Source organism: Ruminococcus sp. 1001136sp1_2201st1_G3_2201SCRN_220225, assembly GCF_040924365.1.
Lineage (GTDB): Bacteria > Bacillota > Clostridia > Lachnospirales > Lachnospiraceae > Blautia_A > Blautia_A faecis.
In genome coordinates, this window is sequence record NZ_JBCOME010000001.1 from 19,422 (window position 1) to 39,020 (window position 19,599).

At 46.4% G+C, this 19,599-nt stretch carries 21 protein-coding genes and 2 pseudogenes; 12 read left to right on the forward strand and 11 right to left on the reverse strand.

The window, feature by feature from the left end:
- The first annotated feature begins 8 nt into the window (after positions 1 to 8).
- The 5 genes and pseudogenes from AB5642_RS00105 (at position 9) to AB5642_RS00125 (ending at position 4,140) form a co-directional block, all read left to right on the forward strand.
- Positions 9 to 227, forward strand: a complete 219-nt coding sequence (locus tag AB5642_RS00105) for a DUF5348 domain-containing protein (RefSeq protein ID WP_002590558.1) — start codon at positions 9 to 11, stop codon at positions 225 to 227.
- A gap of 41 nt (positions 228 to 268) precedes the next feature.
- Positions 269 to 745 (forward strand): PcfB family protein, encoded by a 477-nt coding sequence (locus AB5642_RS00110; RefSeq protein ID WP_055158527.1) that lies wholly within the window; start codon positions 269 to 271, stop codon positions 743 to 745.
- Positions 742 to 1,857 (forward strand): annotated as a pseudogene (locus AB5642_RS00115) (VirD4-like conjugal transfer protein, CD1115 family); the annotation flags it as partial. The gene AB5642_RS00110 and the pseudogene AB5642_RS00115, both read left to right, overlap by 4 nt.
- A 278-nt stretch (positions 1,858 to 2,135) precedes the next feature.
- Positions 2,136 to 2,363 (forward strand): transposon-encoded TnpW family protein, encoded by a 228-nt coding sequence (locus AB5642_RS00120; protein ID WP_004607973.1) that lies wholly within the window; start codon positions 2,136 to 2,138, stop codon positions 2,361 to 2,363.
- Between the two features lie 100 nt (positions 2,364 to 2,463).
- The gene (locus tag AB5642_RS00125; RefSeq protein WP_009447114.1) at positions 2,464 to 4,140 is read left to right on the forward strand and encodes a recombinase family protein; all 1,677 of its coding nucleotides are present in this window, start codon (positions 2,464 to 2,466) and stop codon (positions 4,138 to 4,140) included.
- Positions 4,141 to 4,203: 63 nt separating this feature from the next.
- Here the strand turns inward: AB5642_RS00125 and AB5642_RS00130 are convergent.
- The 8 genes and pseudogenes from AB5642_RS00130 to AB5642_RS00165 all read right to left on the reverse strand — a co-directional run.
- Positions 4,204 to 4,392: pseudogene (locus tag AB5642_RS00130) on the reverse strand (recombinase family protein); the annotation flags it as partial.
- A 103-nt stretch (positions 4,393 to 4,495) separates the two neighbouring features.
- Positions 4,496 to 4,681 carry a hypothetical protein gene (locus tag AB5642_RS00135; protein WP_009322363.1) on the reverse strand — a complete coding sequence of 62 codons (186 nt, stop codon included), beginning with the start codon at positions 4,679 to 4,681 and terminating at the stop codon, positions 4,496 to 4,498.
- A 258-nt stretch (positions 4,682 to 4,939) separates the two neighbouring features.
- Entirely contained in the window at positions 4,940 to 6,280 is a 1,341-nt protein-coding gene (locus AB5642_RS00140; RefSeq protein ID WP_118285519.1) for a virulence-associated E family protein, read from the reverse strand.
- Positions 6,165 to 6,890 carry a CHC2 zinc finger domain-containing protein gene (locus AB5642_RS00145; protein WP_173769756.1) on the reverse strand — a complete coding sequence of 242 codons (726 nt, stop codon included), beginning with the start codon at positions 6,888 to 6,890 and terminating at the stop codon, positions 6,165 to 6,167. The genes AB5642_RS00140 and AB5642_RS00145 overlap by 116 nt, the downstream gene beginning before the upstream one ends.
- A 19-nt stretch (positions 6,891 to 6,909) precedes the next feature.
- Positions 6,910 to 8,382, reverse strand: coding sequence for a MobQ family relaxase (gene mobQ, locus AB5642_RS00150; RefSeq protein ID WP_117804497.1), 1,473 nt, complete (start codon positions 8,380 to 8,382; stop codon positions 6,910 to 6,912).
- A gap of 2 nt (positions 8,383 to 8,384) precedes the next feature.
- The gene (locus tag AB5642_RS00155; protein WP_117804498.1) at positions 8,385 to 8,690 is read right to left on the reverse strand and encodes a DUF3847 domain-containing protein; all 306 of its coding nucleotides are present in this window, start codon (positions 8,688 to 8,690) and stop codon (positions 8,385 to 8,387) included.
- Between the two features lie 258 nt (positions 8,691 to 8,948).
- The gene (locus AB5642_RS00160) at positions 8,949 to 9,191 is read right to left on the reverse strand and encodes a hypothetical protein (RefSeq protein ID WP_009322368.1); all 243 of its coding nucleotides are present in this window, start codon (positions 9,189 to 9,191) and stop codon (positions 8,949 to 8,951) included.
- Positions 9,192 to 9,346: 155 nt separating this feature from the next.
- Positions 9,347 to 9,571 (reverse strand): helix-turn-helix domain-containing protein, encoded by a 225-nt coding sequence (locus AB5642_RS00165; protein WP_368371397.1) that lies wholly within the window; start codon positions 9,569 to 9,571, stop codon positions 9,347 to 9,349.
- A gap of 301 nt (positions 9,572 to 9,872) precedes the next feature.
- Between AB5642_RS00165 and AB5642_RS00170 the strand changes: the two genes are divergently transcribed.
- From AB5642_RS00170 to AB5642_RS00200, 7 genes are read left to right on the forward strand one after another with little or no spacing between them, the layout of a single operon-like run.
- Positions 9,873 to 10,922 carry a hypothetical protein gene (locus AB5642_RS00170; RefSeq protein ID WP_118285520.1) on the forward strand — a complete coding sequence of 350 codons (1,050 nt, stop codon included), beginning with the start codon at positions 9,873 to 9,875 and terminating at the stop codon, positions 10,920 to 10,922.
- Positions 10,919 to 11,215 carry a helix-turn-helix domain-containing protein gene (locus tag AB5642_RS00175; RefSeq protein ID WP_243252133.1) on the forward strand — a complete coding sequence of 99 codons (297 nt, stop codon included), beginning with the start codon at positions 10,919 to 10,921 and terminating at the stop codon, positions 11,213 to 11,215. The genes AB5642_RS00170 and AB5642_RS00175 overlap by 4 nt, the downstream gene beginning before the upstream one ends.
- Entirely contained in the window at positions 11,193 to 12,296 is a 1,104-nt protein-coding gene (locus tag AB5642_RS00180) for a DNA cytosine methyltransferase (RefSeq protein WP_009322371.1), read from the forward strand. The genes AB5642_RS00175 and AB5642_RS00180 overlap by 23 nt, the downstream gene beginning before the upstream one ends.
- Positions 12,289 to 13,224: a DUF4928 family protein gene (locus AB5642_RS00185; protein ID WP_009322372.1), complete on the forward strand. Its 936-nt coding sequence runs from the start codon at positions 12,289 to 12,291 to the stop codon at positions 13,222 to 13,224. Before AB5642_RS00180 ends, AB5642_RS00185 begins: the two co-directional genes overlap by 8 nt.
- Positions 13,225 to 13,230: 6 nt before the next feature.
- The gene (locus AB5642_RS00190; protein ID WP_083833743.1) at positions 13,231 to 13,665 is read left to right on the forward strand and encodes a very short patch repair endonuclease; all 435 of its coding nucleotides are present in this window, start codon (positions 13,231 to 13,233) and stop codon (positions 13,663 to 13,665) included.
- On the forward strand, positions 13,662 to 14,741 hold the full coding sequence (locus AB5642_RS00195; protein WP_009322373.1) for a DNA cytosine methyltransferase: 1,080 nt from the start codon (positions 13,662 to 13,664) through the stop codon (positions 14,739 to 14,741). The genes AB5642_RS00190 and AB5642_RS00195 overlap by 4 nt, the downstream gene beginning before the upstream one ends.
- On the forward strand, positions 14,716 to 16,611 hold the full coding sequence (locus AB5642_RS00200; RefSeq protein ID WP_009322374.1) for an ATP-binding protein: 1,896 nt from the start codon (positions 14,716 to 14,718) through the stop codon (positions 16,609 to 16,611). The genes AB5642_RS00195 and AB5642_RS00200 overlap by 26 nt, the downstream gene beginning before the upstream one ends.
- 93 nt (positions 16,612 to 16,704) lie before the next feature.
- Here the strand turns inward: AB5642_RS00200 and AB5642_RS00205 are convergent, their stop codons facing one another.
- The 3 genes from AB5642_RS00205 to AB5642_RS00215 all read right to left on the reverse strand — a co-directional run bounded on the left by AB5642_RS00205 (position 16,705) and on the right by AB5642_RS00215 (position 19,590).
- Complete coding sequence (locus AB5642_RS00205) at positions 16,705 to 16,842, reverse strand: helix-turn-helix transcriptional regulator (RefSeq protein ID WP_195391928.1); 138 nt, start codon at positions 16,840 to 16,842, stop codon at positions 16,705 to 16,707.
- Positions 16,843 to 17,084: 242 nt separating this feature from the next.
- A complete protein-coding gene (locus AB5642_RS00210; RefSeq protein ID WP_173769752.1) occupies positions 17,085 to 18,083 on the reverse strand; it encodes an alpha/beta hydrolase in 999 nt (332 codons plus the stop codon).
- A gap of 154 nt (positions 18,084 to 18,237) precedes the next feature.
- Entirely contained in the window at positions 18,238 to 19,590 is a 1,353-nt protein-coding gene (locus AB5642_RS00215) for an MFS transporter (protein ID WP_173769751.1), read from the reverse strand.
- Between the last annotated feature and the right edge of the window lie 9 nt (positions 19,591 to 19,599).

The following is a 19,599-nucleotide window of genomic DNA, read 5'->3' on the forward strand; positions in this document are numbered from 1 at the left end:
ATTTTATTATGGCACAGAGAACAGGAGCATTGGTATTTGACGAGCGCACTGACCGTTACGACATTCGCTTTGACCTCAATACTTACTATGGCGGGCTGCATTGCGGGGAGTGCTTTGACGTGTTCGTGCGGGGCAAGTGGAAGCCTACCCGGATTGAGTATGGCGACAACTGGTATCTTGTGGGTATCAGAGCCGAGGATTTGAATGGGCTGCGGGTGCGTATCTGACCGCCGCCCCATAAAGAAACGCGAAAGGAGGACGCGAGAAATTGCAGGACGAAGTAAACGAAAAGACCATAGCCCTTTACATCAAGACCGGGAAGCTGACCGCGCAGACGCTCCAAAAGGCAATGAAAGCCATTCTGTCAAAGGGCAAAAAGCAGCTTACGAAACAGCCACAGGGCAAGCAGAGCTTAAAGCAGCTTATGAAGCAGAACGCGGGCGTTTCCAACATTGAGATTACAAAAGACAATATCAAAGCCTTTGAGAGTACGGCGAAAAAGTACGGTATCGACTTCGCGCTGAAAAAGGACACGACGGAAAGCCCGCCCCGCTATCTTGTTTTCTTCAAGGGGCGGGACGCGGACGTGCTGACCGCAGCCTTTAAGGAGTTTTCCGCAAAGAAGCTGACACAGGACAGGAAGCCCTCTATCCGAAAGCTGCTGACAAGCCTTAAAGAAGCCGCACAGGGCAGAAACGCACAGCGAGAGAAAGTAAAAAACAAAGACAGGGGGCGGGAATTATGAAGCCGGAAATCAAGAAGCTGCTTATCCTCAATCTCCCCTATCTGCTCTTTGTCTGGCTCTTTGATAAAGTGGGCGCGGCTGTCCGGCTTTCCCTCGGCGCGGACGCAAGCGCAAAGCTGCTACATCTTGGGGACGGTTTTACCGCCGCCTTTTCCAGTATCGCGCCGAGTTTTCACCCCGTCGATTTGCTTATCGGCATTGCAGGGGCGGTCATTGTCCGGCTGATTATCTACGTCAAGGGCAAGAACGCGAAGAAGTACCGGAAAGGCATGGAATACGGCTCTGCACGTTGGGGGACAGCCGAGGACATAAAGCCGTACACAGACCCGGTATTTGAGAACAATATCCCCCTCACACAGACGGAACGGCTCACCATGAACAGCCGCCCGAAGCAGCCAAAGTATGCAAGGAACAAAAATATCCTTGTAATCGGCGGTTCCGGCAGCGGCAAGACAAGGTTTTTTGTCAAACCGTCGCTCATGCAAATGCACAGCAGCTATGTTGTCACAGACCCGAAAGGCACCGTCTTAATCGAGTGCGGGAAGCTCTTACAGCGGGGCGGCTATCGGATAAAAGTGCTGAATACGATTAACTTCAAGAAATCCATGAAATACAATCCCTTTGCCTATCTGCGGAGCGAAAAGGATATTTTGAAGTTAGTCAATACCATTATCGCCAACACCAAAGGCGACGGGGAGAAATCCGGCGAGGATTTTTGGGTGAAAGCGGAAAAGCTCTACTACACCGCGCTAATCGGCTATATCTGGTACGAAGCCCCGGACGAGGAAAAGAACTTCACGACGCTGCTTGAAATGATAAATGCGTCGGAAGCCCGCGAGGACGACGAGGACTTCCAGAACCCGGTTGACCTCATGTTTGAACGTCTGGAAGAAAAAGACCCGGAGCATTTCGCGGTCAAGCAGTACAAAAAATACAAACTTGCGGCGGGCAAGACAGCAAAAAGCATACTTATCTCATGCGGCGCGAGGTTAGCCCCATTCGACATTAAGGAGCTGCGCGAGCTTATGGAAACCGACGAAATGGAGCTTGACACCATAGGCGACAGAAAGACCGCCCTTTTCGTCATTATCAGTGACACCGACGATACGTTCCTTTTGCGTCGAGCCATACGGCGGGTGCGCCATGACGCTATCCGGGCGAGGTTATCACCGCCCGGACAGCCGAGCGACCAACACCGCGCCGGAAAGCAAGTGTAGCGGTTTGCGGGCAACGACACGCAGAATATACAATGATACTTCCTTACAGCCACAGTCCGAGCGTTAAGAGCGTCGCAGGCAATGGGTAGGGCTGCATGAGAACCATGCCGGGGTGAAATTCCCATGAGGTTATGCTAATAACCGTCCGATTAAAGCCTTTGTTTTATTGAATAGTGGACTTGCTGCTATTCATAGACTGTATTATATGTTTGCGAAAGAAAGGGGGATTTTCTTTGACGCAAAACCAAACGCCCGTTACCACAACGGAGCATAAAATCGGAAAAGTTACTTACCTTGTATGTTCGTCTGCAAGTGAACGCGCAACGGACACACTGGATAAAAAGATAAAAAAGCTCATTCGCAAAGACATGGAGCTGAACCCCGCAAACGCCCGAAAATAGGGCGTTTCTTCACATTTTATACATGACACAGGCAGCGGTATGTGGTATAATATAGACAGTACAAATACCATGCTTGTCTGTCGTCGGAAAGGAGGACAAAATGTTACAGACAGACAAGATTACCGCTTTATATTGCAGATTGAGCCAGGAAGATATGCAGGCCGGGGAAAGCGAGAGCATACAGAACCAAAAGCTGATTTTACAAAAGTACGCTGACGAACACCACTTTTTCAATACGCGCTTTTTTGTAGACGACGGATTTTCCGGCGTGAGTTTCGAGCGTGAGGGGCTTCAAGCCATGCTGCATGAGGTTGAAGCCGGGAACGTGGCGACCGTCATAACAAAAGACCTTTCCCGTCTGGGACGCAATTATCTGAAAACCGGCGAACTGATAGAGATTGTTTTCCCCGAATATGAAGTGCGCTACATTGCCATTAACGACGGTGTAGACACAGCGAGGGAAGATAACGAGTTTACCCCTCTGCGGAACTGGTTCAACGAGTTTTACGCCCGCGACACCTCAAAGAAAATCCGGGCTGTTAAACAGGCAAAGGCACAGAAAGGCGAGCGTGTCAACGGCGAAGTGCCGTATGGTTACATAGCCGACCCAAACGACCGCAATCATCTATTGCCCGACCCGGAAACGGCGCACATTGTAAAACAGATTTTCGCTATGTATGTGCGCGGCGACCGTATCTGCGAAATCCAGAACTGGCTACGGGAACATGAGGTACTTACTGTTTCAGAACTGCGCTACCGTCGTTCCGGCAGTTGCCGCCACCCGCGCCCGCACCCGACCTGTATTTATAACTGGCCGGATAAGACACTGTATGATATTCTTGGACGCAAAGAATATTTGGGGCATACCATTACGGGCAAGAGCTATAAGGTATCTTACAAATCGAAAAAGACGAAAAAGAACCCGGAGGAAAAGCAATACTTTTTCCCCAACACGCACGAACCTTTGATTGACGAAGAAACCTTTGACCTTGCACAGAAACGGATTGCTACCAAACACCGCCCTACAAAGGTTGATGAAATTGACATTTTTTCGGGACTTCTCTTTTGTGGGGATTGCGGCTATAAAATGTATCTGCAACAGGGAGCCGGGACACTGGAACGCAAACACGCCTACACTTGCGGAAAGTACCGAAACAGGATAAGGACTGGCGAGCTTTGCACTACCCATTATATCCGAAAGAGCGTCCTTAAAGAACTTGTCCTTGCTGATTTACAGAGGGTGCTGTCCTATGTGAAAGAGCATGAACAGGAGTTTATCGAAACCGCCAACGAGTGCAGCGCAAAGGCAGTACAAAAGACGCTGACACAGCAGCGGAAAGAGCTTGACAAGGCGCAGAGCCGCATTAGCGAGCTGAACATCTTATTCCGCAAGCTCTACGAGGACAACGCTTTAGGGAAACTTTCTGATGAACAGTTTGCTTTTCTGACTTCCGGCTATGATGAAGAAAAAAAGACGCTGACCCGGAGGATTGCGGAGCTGTCACAGGAAATCGACAACGCCACCGAGCGCAGCGCGGACGTGAAAAGGTTTGTCGCACTGGTACGCAGATACACCGCCATTACCGAACTGACCTACGAAAACGTCCATGAATTTATTGACCGTATTCTTATTCACGAACTGGATAAGGAAACGAACACCCGCAAAATCGAAATCTTTTATAGCTTTGTCGGCAGAGTTGATACGGGCGACAAGCCTACCGAAAGTATCTCCTATTTCAGACAGATAGGAGCCGACGTAAAGAGTTATGCTATCTAACATACATCAAAAAGAGGTAAGATAACGCCCTCTGCAAAAAAGGTTACGTTATCTTACCTCAACAAAGTTCGTGCCGCTCCATCCATCGTCAATATACTCGTCTACTACGGTCAATCCATGCTCGGCGGCGTACTGCCGAAGCATCATGCGCTGTGTCTGGATGCTGCCGCTTTCGCCTTGCAGCTCATCGTCACGGCTCAATCTCAAATAAAGTGCGGTGTTATAAACCGTTGTATTGTATGGTTGTTTCATCAAAAATCCTCCTTAAAAAGAAACAACCCACGCTTATACAATACTTGCTGGTACAAGTATATCATAAGCGTGGGATGATTGACAGTCACAAATCTATCTTTTTTCAGGAAGCAGCGGCGGCGTGCTGGATTACATCTTCCAGCAGGCTGTTCAGCGGCTTCCCGTTCTCTGCAAAATGCTCCGATACCTTGATACGAATTTTCCCCATGACAAAATACTGGGTGCCGTCCGCAGCGGTAAGCATAGTGCCGCTGTTGTTGGTGTTATTTTCGCTCTTGGCTTTTACCATAGGCATTTACCTCCATAAATGAAATATGCCCGACAAGGCAATGTCAGGCTATGTGTGGCGTAGACTGCTCCAATGTCAACCAAACCGTGTCAACCGGCACAAAAGACTTTGAAAACAATCCTCAGGCGCTCTATTATTCTATTTTACTTTTTCTTTGATTTCTTGGTTGACATGGTTGACAAAGAGGAGAAGTGCCTGAAATATCAGACTTTTTCCTGTCAACTGAAACGTCAACCAAACTGTCAACCGGGGGCTTTTTCAGAATGGAAGCTCCATCTGCCGGGCTTCTTCCTCTGTGATTTCCCGAAAACCATCCTTGTCTGCTGGGGGCTGGTTGACACGCTCCCAGCCTTTTTGTGAACCGTACTTCTTATATCTCTTAGGGCTTTTGTAGGCTGTCCAGCCCTGTATGCTGCCGTTTGCAATGCCGGTATTCATAATCTCGCAGATTGCCCGTGTTTCCCACTCTGCCGGGGGATTGCAGTTTCCCAGCGCTTCCTCATAAAGCTGCTTGGAACATACCCTGTCGCCGGTGTAGTCCTCCAAATAGGCGTAAATCATACCGGCCTGCGTGTCCTCCTGCATAAAACCCTGCTGGTGGGCTTTCAGGTAAGCGTTCATTTCCGCGCTGAATGACAGCTTATACTTCCCGCTGCGGTAGATTGTCATGGCTTCCGCCCACATTTGGCTGATATATGTCCTCGCCGCCGCTTCATCGTCCAGTATGTGAACCTCCGCCCGTTCCGGGTACACGGTCACGGGAATAAAGCGCCGGTTGCCGGTGCGGTCACGGGGAAGAAAGTCCTGCCGGTTGGTGGTTCCTCCAAACACGCATTGACGGAGCCGGTCTGCCGGATGGGTTTCATACGGCACTTTATAGGTTTCTTTCTGGCGGCTTAGAAACGACTTGATTTCCTCAATACTTCTGGCGTTGGCGGTGGCGATCATCTCCGACATCTCCATAATCCAATGCCCTTGCAGCTTCCGATACACGTTTTCATCGTCCAGCTTTTTCAAATCGTCTGAAAACCACTCGTCCTTAACTGCAAGCAGTCGGAAAAAGGTGGATTTTCCGGCTCCCTGACCGCCTACCAGACAGAGCATGACTTCAAACTTGCTCCCCGGCTGAAATACCCGCCGGATGGCTCCCATCATAAACAGTTTCAGGGCTTCAAAGGTGTACTCGTCCGTGTCTGCTCCCAGAAAGTGATGCAGAGCATAGCGGATGCGCTCGGTTCCGTCCCATTGCAGACTGTTCAGATAATCCCTGACAGGATGGTAGCGGTTTTCATTGGCTACGATCTGGATTGCATTTTCTACTTTCTTTTCGCTGGTCAGTCCGTAGTGTTCTTCCAGATACAAAAGCAAATATTTCATATCCATATCGGTCAGAGTGGCGCTGGTCCGTTCCCATCCCAGCGGCTTCACAATATCCACCCTTTCGGAAAGAATGTTGTAGCTGACTGCTCCACGCAGCAGCGGGTCACGCTGGAACACTGTCAGACAGTTCTTGATGCTGTTCTTCACGCCGCCTTTCTGCGTCCCCTCCAGCATTTCCCGGATTTCTTCCTGCGTCTGCGCCGGTTCCATTGCGTCCATCGTCCGCATAACTGCTTCCTGCGCTGCTGGCGGTAAGTTCTGAAATTCGCTGCTCAAGCCGCACCACCTCCTTTCCCTGTTCGGCAATCAGCGCCGCTTTTTCTTCCATTTCTCCAAACAACAAAATATCCAGCAGATATTCTACATAGCTGTTTTTTTGCAATGCTTCCACGAAAAGAGGATGCCAGGCGGCATCCTGTGGCTGTGGAGCATATTCGATTTTCCAGCGTTCCAATAGATGCAGATAGTCACATAGCACTTTGAAGTAATGCTGTTCCGCCTGCCGTAACCTCTGCTCCGGCGTAGGCTTGGGCGGCGTTCTCTTTGCTGCCGGTGTGCGGATGGCTCCGTCATAGGGGATTGAAAAATCCTCTGCCAGTCTGACCGCCGCATCCCGTTTTCCCAAACCATGCAGGGAAGCGGCAAAGTCGATCACATCCCCGGAAGCGCCGCAGCCGAAGCAATAGTAGCGGCTGTCCACTTTCATGCTGGGCGTTCTGTCATTGTGAAATGGACAGCAGGCCATGCCATTTCTCCCTACCCGTATTCCATAGTAAGAAGCAGCCTGCCGGGTAGTGACGGACTGCTTCACCGCTTCAAACACATTCAAATGCTTCCTCCCGTAAATGTCATAGTTCTATATCCTGTTTCTTTTTCGGCGCTTCCTGTTCTGGCTGCCGCCGCTGCAATACCCGGTCAACGCAGTACTGTACTCGGCGCATTTTCATTAAATCCTCCCGAAGCGGCTTATACTGCGGGGACAGCTTGGCATACTCCGCTTGCAGCCGGTCATATTCCTGTTTCCATGCGGCCAGGGTGATGGGCTTCCTGTCCAGCTTCTCTTTCAAAATCCGGCGGGCCGTATAAAACAGCCGCAGATCAGCGTCATGGGCGGTTTCAAATTTCTCCCGCTGTTTTTTCCACTTGATACCGTTCAGCTCGTCATACACCGGCTTCAGCCGCTTGTAGTTCTCGGCCTGCCGTATCAACTCCTGCAATTCTTTCATCCGGGCTGACTTCGCTTTCATGGTGTCGCTCAATGTGTCAAACTCTGTGCTGACAGCAGACAGGCGGGATTCCAACGCTTCCAGCGTCAGCAGCTTGTTTTCCATCAGGTAGTTGACCGCTTCCGCAAATTCTTTCAGGTTCTTGCCCTTAGCTTTCTGGCTCCATGCCCCGGCGTTTCTGTCCTGATAATAGGAGATCAGCAGGTCGGCAAGGCTCGGTGTCTTAGGCTTGGAAAGTTCCTCTTTGACTTCTGAAATCCAGCCGAACAGGGATTTAATTTTCTTTTTTATGTCCAGCATCAGCCGGTTAGTCGCCTTAATCCAGCGGTTCAGTTCGCCCTTGTCGGTACGGATGCCCTTTGCTTCCATCTGCCGGACAGTCGGCCCCTCATGGACGGTGGGGATCAAGTCAATCCCCTGCCGCACATAGGAGCGGTGGTCAATACGAACATCCAGCCCCTTTTTCGCAAACTTTTCATTGACCATCCGGCACCATGCTTCCCGCCATTCTTCCAGCGTTTCCGGGCTGCCCCAGTCGGTAGTGGGTACGGCGTTGAACATGGGCTTGCCGTTCCTATCCAGCACCCGGTTTCCCTCATCATCCAGCACATATTCCCGGCGCTGCTTCTGTCCCCATGTGCCGTCTGGATTGATGGGGCGCATGGTCGTCATCACATGGAAGTGCGGGTTGGGGATGCCTCCGTCCTCCTTGTCCGGGGCATGGACGGCAAAATCGGCAACCATTCCTTTGTCCACCAGACAGCGCTGCACAAACTCCCTCGCCAGCGCAATGTTTTCTTCCATCGAAAGTTCATTCTGCAAAGCAATATCAAAGCTGTAAGCAAGCTGCGCTTTCTTGTGTTTCTCTACTTGTTCCACCGTATTCCACAAGGTCGCCCGGTCCTGGTATTCCAGCGGGGCATGGGGCGGCAACAAAATTTCGGAACAGATCACGCCGCCCTTGCGGGTGTAGTCACTGTACTCGCCGTAGTAATCACTGTAAAGACACTCCCCGGCCCGGTAAGCTGCGGCGGCAATGGCGCTCTGTCCGGCGCTGCGTCTGATCTGGCTGACCGTTAAATGATAAAGCGCCATCGTCAGTTACCATCCTGCGGCTGGCTGTGATTTTCAACCGCAAGCCGTACCATGTTCTGAACCGGCTGCCATTCGGCAATGCGCTCCATCAGGGAATAAAATTCCTGCTCGGTCAGTATCTTCACTTCCGGCATGACGCTCTCAATCGCCGCCCCACGGGTAATCAGCCGATGGCTGCGCTGTTTGCGGGAACCGCTGTCCAGATAGGATTTTCGGTTTTCCAGTCGGCGCAACTTTCGTTTTTCCTGTTCCAGTTTGACGGTGTTTTCCTCGTACTCTCTCTGCAATTCTTCCAAAGATTTGCTCATGTTCTCACTCCTTTGCTCTGAAATAAAAATGACCGTATGGATAACGGTCAGGGTGTCGGTATTCGTCTATCAAACCCGATGAAAAGATGCAGACGCAAAGCGGGTGTATCTTTTCATCGGGTGCGCAGGGATAGCCGCTTTAGCGGCGCAAGGGGTGCAGCCCCTTGTACGGAACGAAGTGACGCAGGCCCCCGGATTGCTGATGCTGTCAGCGGTCAGGGGGCGGCTCCGCAGGACGCACGATACATGGTCGTCAGACTATGTATAGAAGTGCGCCCTTTGTTCCAAAGGGATTTCTGCCGTTTCCGGCTCTGCTCCGTTTTCCCTCTTTTTTTCCGCCCCTTTGCGGGAACGCTTGGAAAGATACTTCGGACATTCGATCACGACTGCCCGGAAGCTCTGCTTGCAGTCACGGCGGCATCTGCGGCATAGCTCGTTATAAGTGACACGGCTGCGGTCATTTAAGAAGAAAGACCACTCCAACCGGCGCTTCTTGCTCATTCTCGGCGTAATTGGCTCCTTTCCCCGTTTCTATCCGACATACGCAGATAGACGGTTTTGGTGTAGCGTTTCGGTGTCATTTTCAAGGTTTTTCCCCTCTGTATGCGCCTTTGAAAATGGCGGCAGTATTCCAGATAGGGAAAGATACCATGCGCTCATTTGTTGCCTTTCGGTACGGTTTCCGTACCCTTTTCCATCCAGTCAAAGAACACCTTTTTACTGACCTTAATCAGCCTGCCGCTTCTGAACGCCGGAAAACCGGTGGTGTGAACCAGCTCATAGGCGCTCACTCTGGAAATTCCCATAATGCGCCGGATGTCCGCCACGTCCAGCACCAGCGGAAGATCATCATAATTTTTTAATCTCTTGTTATCGCTCATTTAGTTCCTCCCATATTAAAATCAATTCTCTTGCTTCCTGTTGCCGTTCTACCCAAAAGCCGTTATCCTGCCCCATTCCTGCGGCGTTTCCTTGCATTGGTGCGCCGGATGCGTCACTTCTCCTGCCGGTCATATCCCTTTTGGACGGTCATTTACTTGCCAAGGTACTACATGGAACGAAATTACCATGTGCAATTATCATAGCGACTTCTCCTTGACGAAACAATACTTTTACGATACTATGAGTGTAACTGATATAACAGAATTATAAAATTACCATAAGCAAAGGTAGGAAAATAGAATGGAAATGGAATTTGTGCGGCATGAGCCGTGTTATGACCGGATTTTGTTCGTCCTGACGCTGGACAGGAAGAAAATGAAAGAGCGGATTTTAATTGGGGAAGAATTACAGGTGCGCTTTCGATTACAGGGGGATATGGATGCGGATGTGCTGTGCGATACAACACGCCCGCTTGGAACGTTCCTTGCAGAGTTTGAACATGACCCTGACGGGGAATGGAACCGCTTTGGCCTGGCTCCGCTGAGGGATGCCCTGCACTCAAACCGCTGGAAGCAGCCAGCCTTAGAGCAGGCCGCAGGGGAATTTCTGAAAACAAAGTTTGATACCGGCGATCCGCTGCGGATGTATGCTGCGTTCCGTATCTGGAATGGCTATCTGCTGGCAAGGGAACCGGCGAAACGTGCGGAAGCCTGTGACCGCTTCATGGATAAAATGAGTCACTTTACCATGACCTTTCAGCAGAGAAGCCCGCTTCAATTTGACAGCGATACCGGTAGGCCGCAGCCGTTCCATATTTCCAGCCGGATATTCGGCTCCGTACCGGCAGCGGAAACACGGCTTGACCTTTGGTATCCGGACAACCGGCGTACGACAGAATGTGTCGCGGCCTATACCACGTTCTATCCGCTGATAACCTACTATCTGAACCGGCTGAATGATTGGGGGTTGTGCTTCCGAAAATGCAAAGTCTGTGGACATATCTTCCTCGCAAAAAGCCAGCGGTACGAACTGTGCAACGACAAATGCAGAAAGAAGCAGGCACTTCAAAACAAGAGGGAGTTTGACGAGAGGGCAAGAGAAAACAACTACGATTTGCTCTACAAAAACGAGTGCCAGAACTGGCGCAACAAGATCAACAAGGCAAAAAGGACAGCGGGCTTCCCGGCTGACCGGCTGGAAGAAATGCTGACCGCTTTTGAAGCGTTCAAGAAAGAAGCGTTGCAGAGAAAACGGGCTGTAAAAGAAAGAACAGCCAGCCCGAAAGAATTTACGGACTGGTTGTATCAGCAGAGTAGTATTATTGTAGAATTGGCCGAGAAATCCTCTTGAAATCCCTTGCTTTATTTCGCTCAAACGAATATAATTATATCAGTTTTCAAAATCCAAAATACAGGTTCGAGGTGCCGCAAGTGAATGGGTATATAACAGTTCAGGAAGCTGCTGAAAAATGGGGCGTAACGCCGCGTCAAGTTCAAATTCTTTGTAAAGAGAACAGAATTGTTGGCGCTATGCGTATGAGCCACATTTGGATTATTCCTGAGAATGCTCAAAAACCGACCAATACCAAACGAACTTCAAATAAGACGGGAGGAAAAAAGTTTGCTGCAACGCACTCTGTATAAAAAACAAAATATCGACTTGTCCTCCGCGCCTTGGACAATGCATGAATTCTTTGCCGGAAGCGGTTTAGTCGCCTACGGCTTAAAAGGTATGTTTGCACCAATTTGGGCTAACGATATTAGCGAACAGAAAGCGGCTGTATATGAAGCTAATTTTGGTTGCGAACATTTTGAACTTGGCGACATAAAAGATGTGAATGGTAGGGATTTGCCTTTTGCTCATTTATCTTGGGCCAGTTTTCCATGCCAGGATTTGTCTTTGGCTGGTTCTTTAGGCGGTATTCACGCATCCAGAAGCGGATTGGTGTGGGAATGGCTACGTGTGTTGGATGAGATGGAAGAAAAGCCACGAATATTGACTTTAGAGAATGTAACCGGCTTGCTTTCCACAAATGGCGGCGATAATTATCGGGTTCTCCATATGGCACTTGTGGAGCGTGGTTACGACTGTGGAGCTATCGTTTTAAACGCTTCCCATTTTGTTCCGCAGTCAAGACCGAGGGTTTTTGTTATTGCTGTGCAACATGGATATGCAATCCCGGCGTATCTGACCGGAGATGCCCCTTGCTGGCTGCATAATAAAGCTGCCTCTGATTTGGGTCGGTCTTTACCCGGATGGATTTGGTGGCAAGCGGAGAAACCTCCGCGCCGCCACAGCACATTAAAAGATATTATTGAAGAAGAAACAAAATTTGATAAAGATACTGTCCTGCCGCTTGTTCCAGAACGGCACCAGATCAAGCTAAATGAGCATGACACGGTTTATGCTACGGGCTATCGCCGAACACGTCATGGAGAGCAGCAGCTAGAATTGCGCTTCGATGGTATTGCCGGTTGTTTACGAACGCCAGAAGGCGGAAGTAGCAAACAGTATTTAGTTGTGAAAAAAAATGATGAGATTCATGCTCGCCTATTGACTGTTCGTGAAGCCGCTCGATTGATGGGAGCGCCGGATAGTTTTATTCTCCCCGGTAGCTACAACGATGGTTATAAAGCGATGGGAGATGCTGTCGCAATGCCGGTAGCTCAATTCATAGGAGAAAATTTCCTAACAAAACTTGCGGAGGCCGTATACGATGATTAGTACAGAAGAAAGATTAAAAGCATTTCAAGAGGAAAATAATATCTATACGAAAGGGCCGCTGTCGCTAGTAGTTCAATTTACTCGACTTGTTCAGAACAAGGATTTTCCCTTAAATCCAGACGATTTTCAAACAAGCAGTAAAGGACAGGTTGCTGGACTTGGCGGCGGTAATCTCAAAAAAATATTAAAAGAGCATGGCATTACACAACAATTATCCGCAGAAGGCGGGCGCACCAGTCGCGGAAGTATGGGGTTAATGATAAAGTACGTTGATTTTCTCAACGCATGGAACGAAGAAGAAACTGTTGATTTTTCAATCGTGGAAGAATTTTGGGCGGAACAAGTTAGAGAATATTTCAGAAATCAGCCGTTTGTTTTGACCGCCGATACTTCCAAAACTATTGGAGCAAACTTAGACGAACTATTTGAACAGGCTAAGAAACGTCAGAAACAAAATCCGGGAACGCAGTATTTGGGAACGGTTTTGCAGCACTTAGTAGCCGCGAAATTATGTCTTATTATGCCTGAAAATGCATTTGAGATTCATGGCGCTTCTGTTGCGGACGCGCCAACTGAACGAAGCGGCGATTTTGTTATAAACAACACGATTATCCATTGTACAACAATGCCCGGCGCTTTGCTGATTGAAAAATGCAAGGCGAACTTGCGCGGCGGATGCCATCCTGTCATCATTACAATTTTTGAGCGTGTACATACAGCATTAAATCTTGCGGAAGATGCGGGCCTTGCCGGGCGCGTTGAGGTTTGGGATATTCAGCAATTCCTTTCGTCCAATGTATATGAACATAGCCTTTTTGATGAAAGCAAGAGAAATTCTACGCTTTCAGATATTATTGGTCGTTATAACGAAATTGTTCTTGAGGCTGAAACTGATCCGAGCCTTCGCATTGAGTTTGAGGCGAGATGATTTATCATGGCGGATATTTTTAATAATGAAAAACGCTCTGAAATCATGCGAAAAGTTAAATCAAAAAAGAACAAATCAACAGAACTGCGATTGATAGACATATTTAAACAGAATGGTATTACTGGATGGAAGCGCAATTATCCGGTCAAAGGACATCCCGATTTTGTGTTTCTAAAAGAAAAAGTTGCAGTATTCGTAGACGGTTGCTTTTGGCATGGTCATGATTGCCGAAATACACGCCCGGCAGAAAATAAGGAATACTGGCAAAAGAAATGCGAACGTAATATGAAGCACGATAAAGATGTGACTGCCATGTTTGAGGCACGCGGATGGAAAGTTCTGCGTATTTGGGAATGCGAATTAAAAAAGAGAAACGAAACTATATTAGTCGAAAAAATTCAGTCAATATTGAGTCGTTCTTCTGAAAGGACACAACGATGACAATTAAAGCTGTTGATTTATTTTGCGGCGTAGGCGGGCTTACCTATGGTTTGCAAAAAGCGGGAATTCCAGTTGTAGCAGGAATTGATATTGATGATTCTTGCGAATACGCTTATACTCACAACAACAACTGCACATTTATTCATAAAAGCGTTGAAGATGTCACAGGAAAAGAAATACGCGCCCTTTTGCGAGGCGCTGACGTTAAAATACTCGTCGGATGTGCGCCATGTCAACCTTTTTCAAGCCATCAAAAAGATAAGCAAAACCGTTCTAAACATAAAGACTGGAAATTACTATACCAATTTGGGCGGTTGGTGGAAGAAACTCGTCCCCACATAGTATCAATGGAGAATGTGCCAGAATTAGAAAAAGAAAAAGTTTTTAAAGATTTTGTTTCCACGTTAGAAGGCTTGAATTATATTGTAAATTATCAAGTTGTAAATGTCGCAAATTATGGCGTACCGCAACGGAGAAAAAGGTTGATTTTGCTTGCGTCGCGTCGCAAAGAAATAAAACTTATTGATGCAACACATCAAAAACATCTGACAGTTAGAGACGCTATTGGTAGCTTACCGAGAATTTCCGCTGGAGAGGCAAATGAAAACGATAGGCTTCATATTTCGCCAGCACTCTCTCCTATCAATTTGGAACGAATACAACATTCCGTTCCCGGCGGTACATGGCGTGATTGGCCTGAACGTTTAGTATTAAACTGCCATAAAAAAGAAGGCGGAAAAACTTATGCATCAGTATATGGTAGAATGAAGTGGGATGATTTGTCTCCTACTATCACCACACAATTTATCGGTTATGGAACCGGACGTTTTGGACATCCAGAACAGGACAGGGCGATTACTTTACGGGAAGGCGCTATTTTACAGTCTTTTCCTCCTGATTATCAATTTTCGCCTAGCAATGTTGAAGTTCCGATAAGGAAAATAGCACGCCATATAGGAAATGCTGTTCCGCCTCGTTTGGGCGAAGTGATTGGAGAAAGTATAATTAGAAGTTTACCTAAAAAGAGACAAAAGAAAGCGACGATTGCAAATGAAAGAGAAAGAATACAAACTTAATATTGATCCCCGTATTTTGGAATTATTAGGTCCAAGCCTGTATACAAACATTTATTATGTGCTAGCTGAATTAATTGCTAATGCTTACGATGCAGATGCCCACAATGTATATATCATTGCTAACAAGGATGATATTACCGTTGAAGATGACGGCAAAGGAATGTCATATGCTGACGGCGATATCCAGAAATACCTTAATGTTGCCGCGGTTTCTAGAAATACCGATGCCGAATCTCTAACCCCTATGAAACGGAAGAAAATGGGGCGTAAAGGCGTAGGAAAACTAGCTGCCCTATCGGTTTCTGAGAACGTTCTTATAAAGACGATTTCAAATGGAGAAAAATCAGGGTTTGTATTATCTCGCCATATAAACGACAATAATTTACTTGTGCCGCTCACTGACGAGCAAATTTCTTTCGAAAGAGTATCTGGCAACGGTACTTCTGTCGTTATGCAGAATCCGCAGTACAAACTTCATAGTACATTAAAGGCAATTAAACGCAATTTACTTAAGATATTCCCGTTAGTAAATGAGAAGTTTAAAATTCACCTAATTCGGGGAACGGAAGCGGAAACCATTGAGAACTTTGATAAGGAAATGATTTCAGAACTCTCTACTCTAATTACTTTAGGGGATGAATTTACATATCTTAATGATTTTTTCCAGACGCCATATGGAAATGAAATAGCAGAACTCCGCAAAAATAAACCTTTAGCAACAATGCCCATTAGTATGGATGACAAATCTGGTGTTGAACATACATATAACGTAGAAATCAAAGGATGGATAGGAACTTATACATCAACTCGCGGCAGAAAAGTAGAGTTAACGGATTTTCCTGATAATTTTATTTCTCTGTATGCCAACCAAAAAATGGGCGAATTTAATATACTTCCTGTTGTTGGACAAAATAAATTGAATGAAGTCTATGTCGTAGGTCAACTTCATGTTGATATTTTTGAACTGACGGAGTTACCCGATATGGCTCTAAGCAATCGTCAAGGATATAAAACGGATGATCCTCGCTATCAGGCGGTACTAGATTATGTTAGAAAAACTTTATTGCCTGATATCTTGAAAATGCGAGATTTGTTTGTGTCTTTGGGCAAAAAGAAAAAAGAAGAAAAAAAGCTAGAACAGCAACGTCAAAACGAAGCTTCATTTAAAAAGTCGGTAGATACTTTCAGAAAAAACACCGCTAAGAAAGCAGCTCAAAAAATTTCTTCTCGTTTAGGTATTAGTACAGAGCAAGCTGATGAAGTAGAGGCAATACTTTCTGATGAAATAAACACCAACAGTCCGGATATGGGGATTAAAAGCATTATTGATTCTCAAAAGAAGAAATTGCTAATTAGTCAGACATATCGAGACAAGGATTTGGCGGATATTATTTACAATATGTTGGTATTTAACAACGTACCGCCCGAAGATATAATTTATACAAACTGTGATGATGAAGTATCACGCATCCCAGAAGGCGACGTAGGAAAAAGTGGGATATACGACTATTTGCGAGATTTCTTTGTTGATAGTTATTCTACGCAAAAGATTTATGTTATTTTCGTTACAAGTCATAATACGAAAAGTTCATGGGGTGCATTGATGGAAGTTGGCGCAGCATGGATAACTCAAGTTGAGCATAAAATATTTAACATTTACGATTTTCGCCCCGAACATCCTTTAGACGATGAACAGCAATGGCATTCAAGTTCTAGAGATGATGACGGTAATCTTTATATGTCAAAATTGAGCGTAGACATTTTTGCTCAAAAAATCGAATATATATGCGATAAATTGGGCTATAAAAAAAGAACCCGTCAGGAAAACAAGGATCATTTGTCAACATTGGTAAAGGTTACACCTCGTTAAATATGAAAGCACGCCCCAATTTTACTAATCAGTAATTTGGGCGTGCTTTTAATATTATATAAGCGTGGCGTTGTTATGTCTGATGCGGTATCTTTAACTATGGGAAACTCCAGTTTCCCATTTGGAAATTGTTTTGTCTGTGACTCCCAGCTTATCAGCAAGCTGTAATTGTGTCATTTTGTTTCTTTCACGTAATTCTTTAATTATGGTTCTTGTAACATATTGGTTCATAATATCTACCTCCATGTGCAGATTCTATAACAAATTTGACTTTTTGAGTACCTACGCAAAGTAGAGTTTCCTACGCTGATAAACTTCTTTCTTATAATTATTGATTTTTTATGTTCATAAAAATTAACAAAAGCACGCTGTTTTGTCAATTTTTATTTACTTTATAAGCAAAACTTTCTCCTCAACCAGATTTTTTATATTTGATTAAGGAGACTAATTTTCGTTTATAGGCAACGCCAAACTTATTTTTCTTCCAAAAACTTTTCTATTTTATCCCAATATACTTCCATCGTCTCATCCCCGCCACAATATATCTCATGCTTCGTCCCGGGCATGTAGAAATATTCACAGGGAGCTGCACCGCGCTTTCTGATTTTCGCTGCGAATTTCTGAAGTGCGCGGACGGATATGAAATCGTCTTTTTCGGCCTGGAAAATGAGCAGAGGAGACCGGAGTTTCTTCCAGCCGTGGTATCTTAAATACCAGCTCATTTTTATGGCTGCTTTCAGCCAGCCATAGGATGGTGCACAGGTCTGGAGAAACTGTTTTTCTTTTCTCAGGTCGTTGTACCTTGCAAATTTAGATTCGGAGGTGCCAGCGCTGGTTTGGAAGGTATCGGTTCCGTCGTAGGGTTTCTGGCCTAAGACATAGGACTCTTCCTTTCCCAAAAGGCATTCTGCATTGGCGATCAGTACGGTCAACGGCCAGGGCACACCTCCGGTGAGCGGTTTGATCATAGGCGAGCTTAATATCACTTTATGAAAAAGAGTGGGTTCCCAGGCTGCGGCGATTACGCCGATTGCACCGCCCATGGAGTGGGCCAAAAGGTTCACGGGCAGCTTCGGGTATGCCCTTTTGATTTCGTGGCATACTTTCAAAAAATCCCTTACATACCGCTTCCAGATATCAATATGTACCAATGAAGGATCTGCTGTCAGGCGGTAGCTTTGGCCGTGTCCCATATGTTCTGGCATGTATACGTGATAGCCAGCCTGTAAAAAATAGTAAATCATCTCCTCATATTTTGGCGCACCTTCTGTGAAGCCGTGGCTGATTACAACCACCCCTTTTGGATCATCTGCCAGATAACGTTTCACATGGATTTTTCCTATAATTCCATTTTTCTCATGGTAAATGTCTTCTGCTCCTGGAATGTACCCCTCTCGGCAATGAGCCTTTAAATAAGGTTCCACCTCATTTTTCATAGTATCTAAATATTCGTTTTCCTGTATTATTTTCATTCCAAAACTCCTCTTACAAGCAGCTTATAAAATCATAAAAAACAATCATCACGATTCACACATTCCTGATAACACAACTTATTCAAAAGTATCTTTGAAAAAGGCGTGCTGCGACATGTGTGTTACAATTTACGAAGGGCTTAATACTTTATTACTATCCCCCAATAATCCCATTAATCTTCTTCTCATTATAAAACACCAGAATAATTCCGCCCACCATACAAAACACCGCTGCGCCAAAGGCTGCGATTCTATAACCAGTTCCCTCTCCTGCTCCAATCGTAGAAACAGCAGTAAAGATCAGCATGGAAAGACTCTGGCCCAGTTTGAATGCAAAGGTTCTTGCCGCATAAAACATTCCTTCCCTGTTGCTTCCGGATGTGATGGAATCACTCTGGGCGATATCTGCCACAACCGCCTGGGGCAAAATTCCGAAAATCGCCATCGGCAGCGCTGCCACCACCGTCAGGATCAATCCCTGTACGGTTTCCGGAATAAAGCTCATTTTTCCCATAAATCCTGTATAGAAATAAGCCAAACTGAATACAGCAAATGCAAATAGAATCATCTTTTTCTTACCCAGTTTCGGGGTAAGCTTATTTACCGGAATGTAAAATACCAAAGACAATGCTGTCATCCCCACAAAATACAGGGTTGTCATCGTCTCCGGCAGCTTCAGAAGGCTGGTCACAAAGAAAGGCAGACCTGTCTGAAACATGGTAAGGGCGATCCAGTAAAAAATATCGGAGCCCACAAATTTACAAAATTCTCCATTCTTAAACGTAGCAGTCAGGGAGCGAAAAGCAGACTCTTTTGCTGGAACTGTGTCCACGTAATCCTTTTCCCGAATGCAAAATACCGGTATCAGCATGCAGATAAATGCCACCACTGCCATCAGCGTGAAGGTGACACGGATGGCGCCAACACGTCCAAATGCCGGGATAAATGCACCCCAGATAGTTGGTGCCAGGTATGCAACTGCAGTTCCTGCAATGAATGTAAAGGAAATCACCGTAGAAATGTTAAGCCGCTCCTGCTGAGTATGTCCCAGCTCCGGAATCAAGGCATTATACGGTGTGCAATAAGCTGTAATGGAAAGGTAATAGGCCAGAACCATCACCAGCAAAAACGCTGCATTGAGCCAGCTTTTCTCATTAATCGGGGACCAGAACACCAGCACTGTGGAAAGTGCCAGAGGCAAGGACGCCCATTTCAGGAATGGAATTCGCCGTCCATCTTTGGCTGTACACCGGTCCGACCAGGACGCGATCATAGGATCTGTAAAAGCATCAAAAATTCTCCCGAAGGCTGTGATTCCTCCGATAATAGTGAAAATGCCAAGCACCACCAGTCCCTGTGGAATAAATACGTTCTGCCCCTGGCTGATGGCGGTTTCATCTGGCTGATAAAAATACACAAGCCAGTTTGAAATGATTCCGGACAACATTGCCCATCCAAACTGACCTGCTGCAAACTGCCATATTTTTGCTGTTGTAAGTTTCTTCATCACGTACTT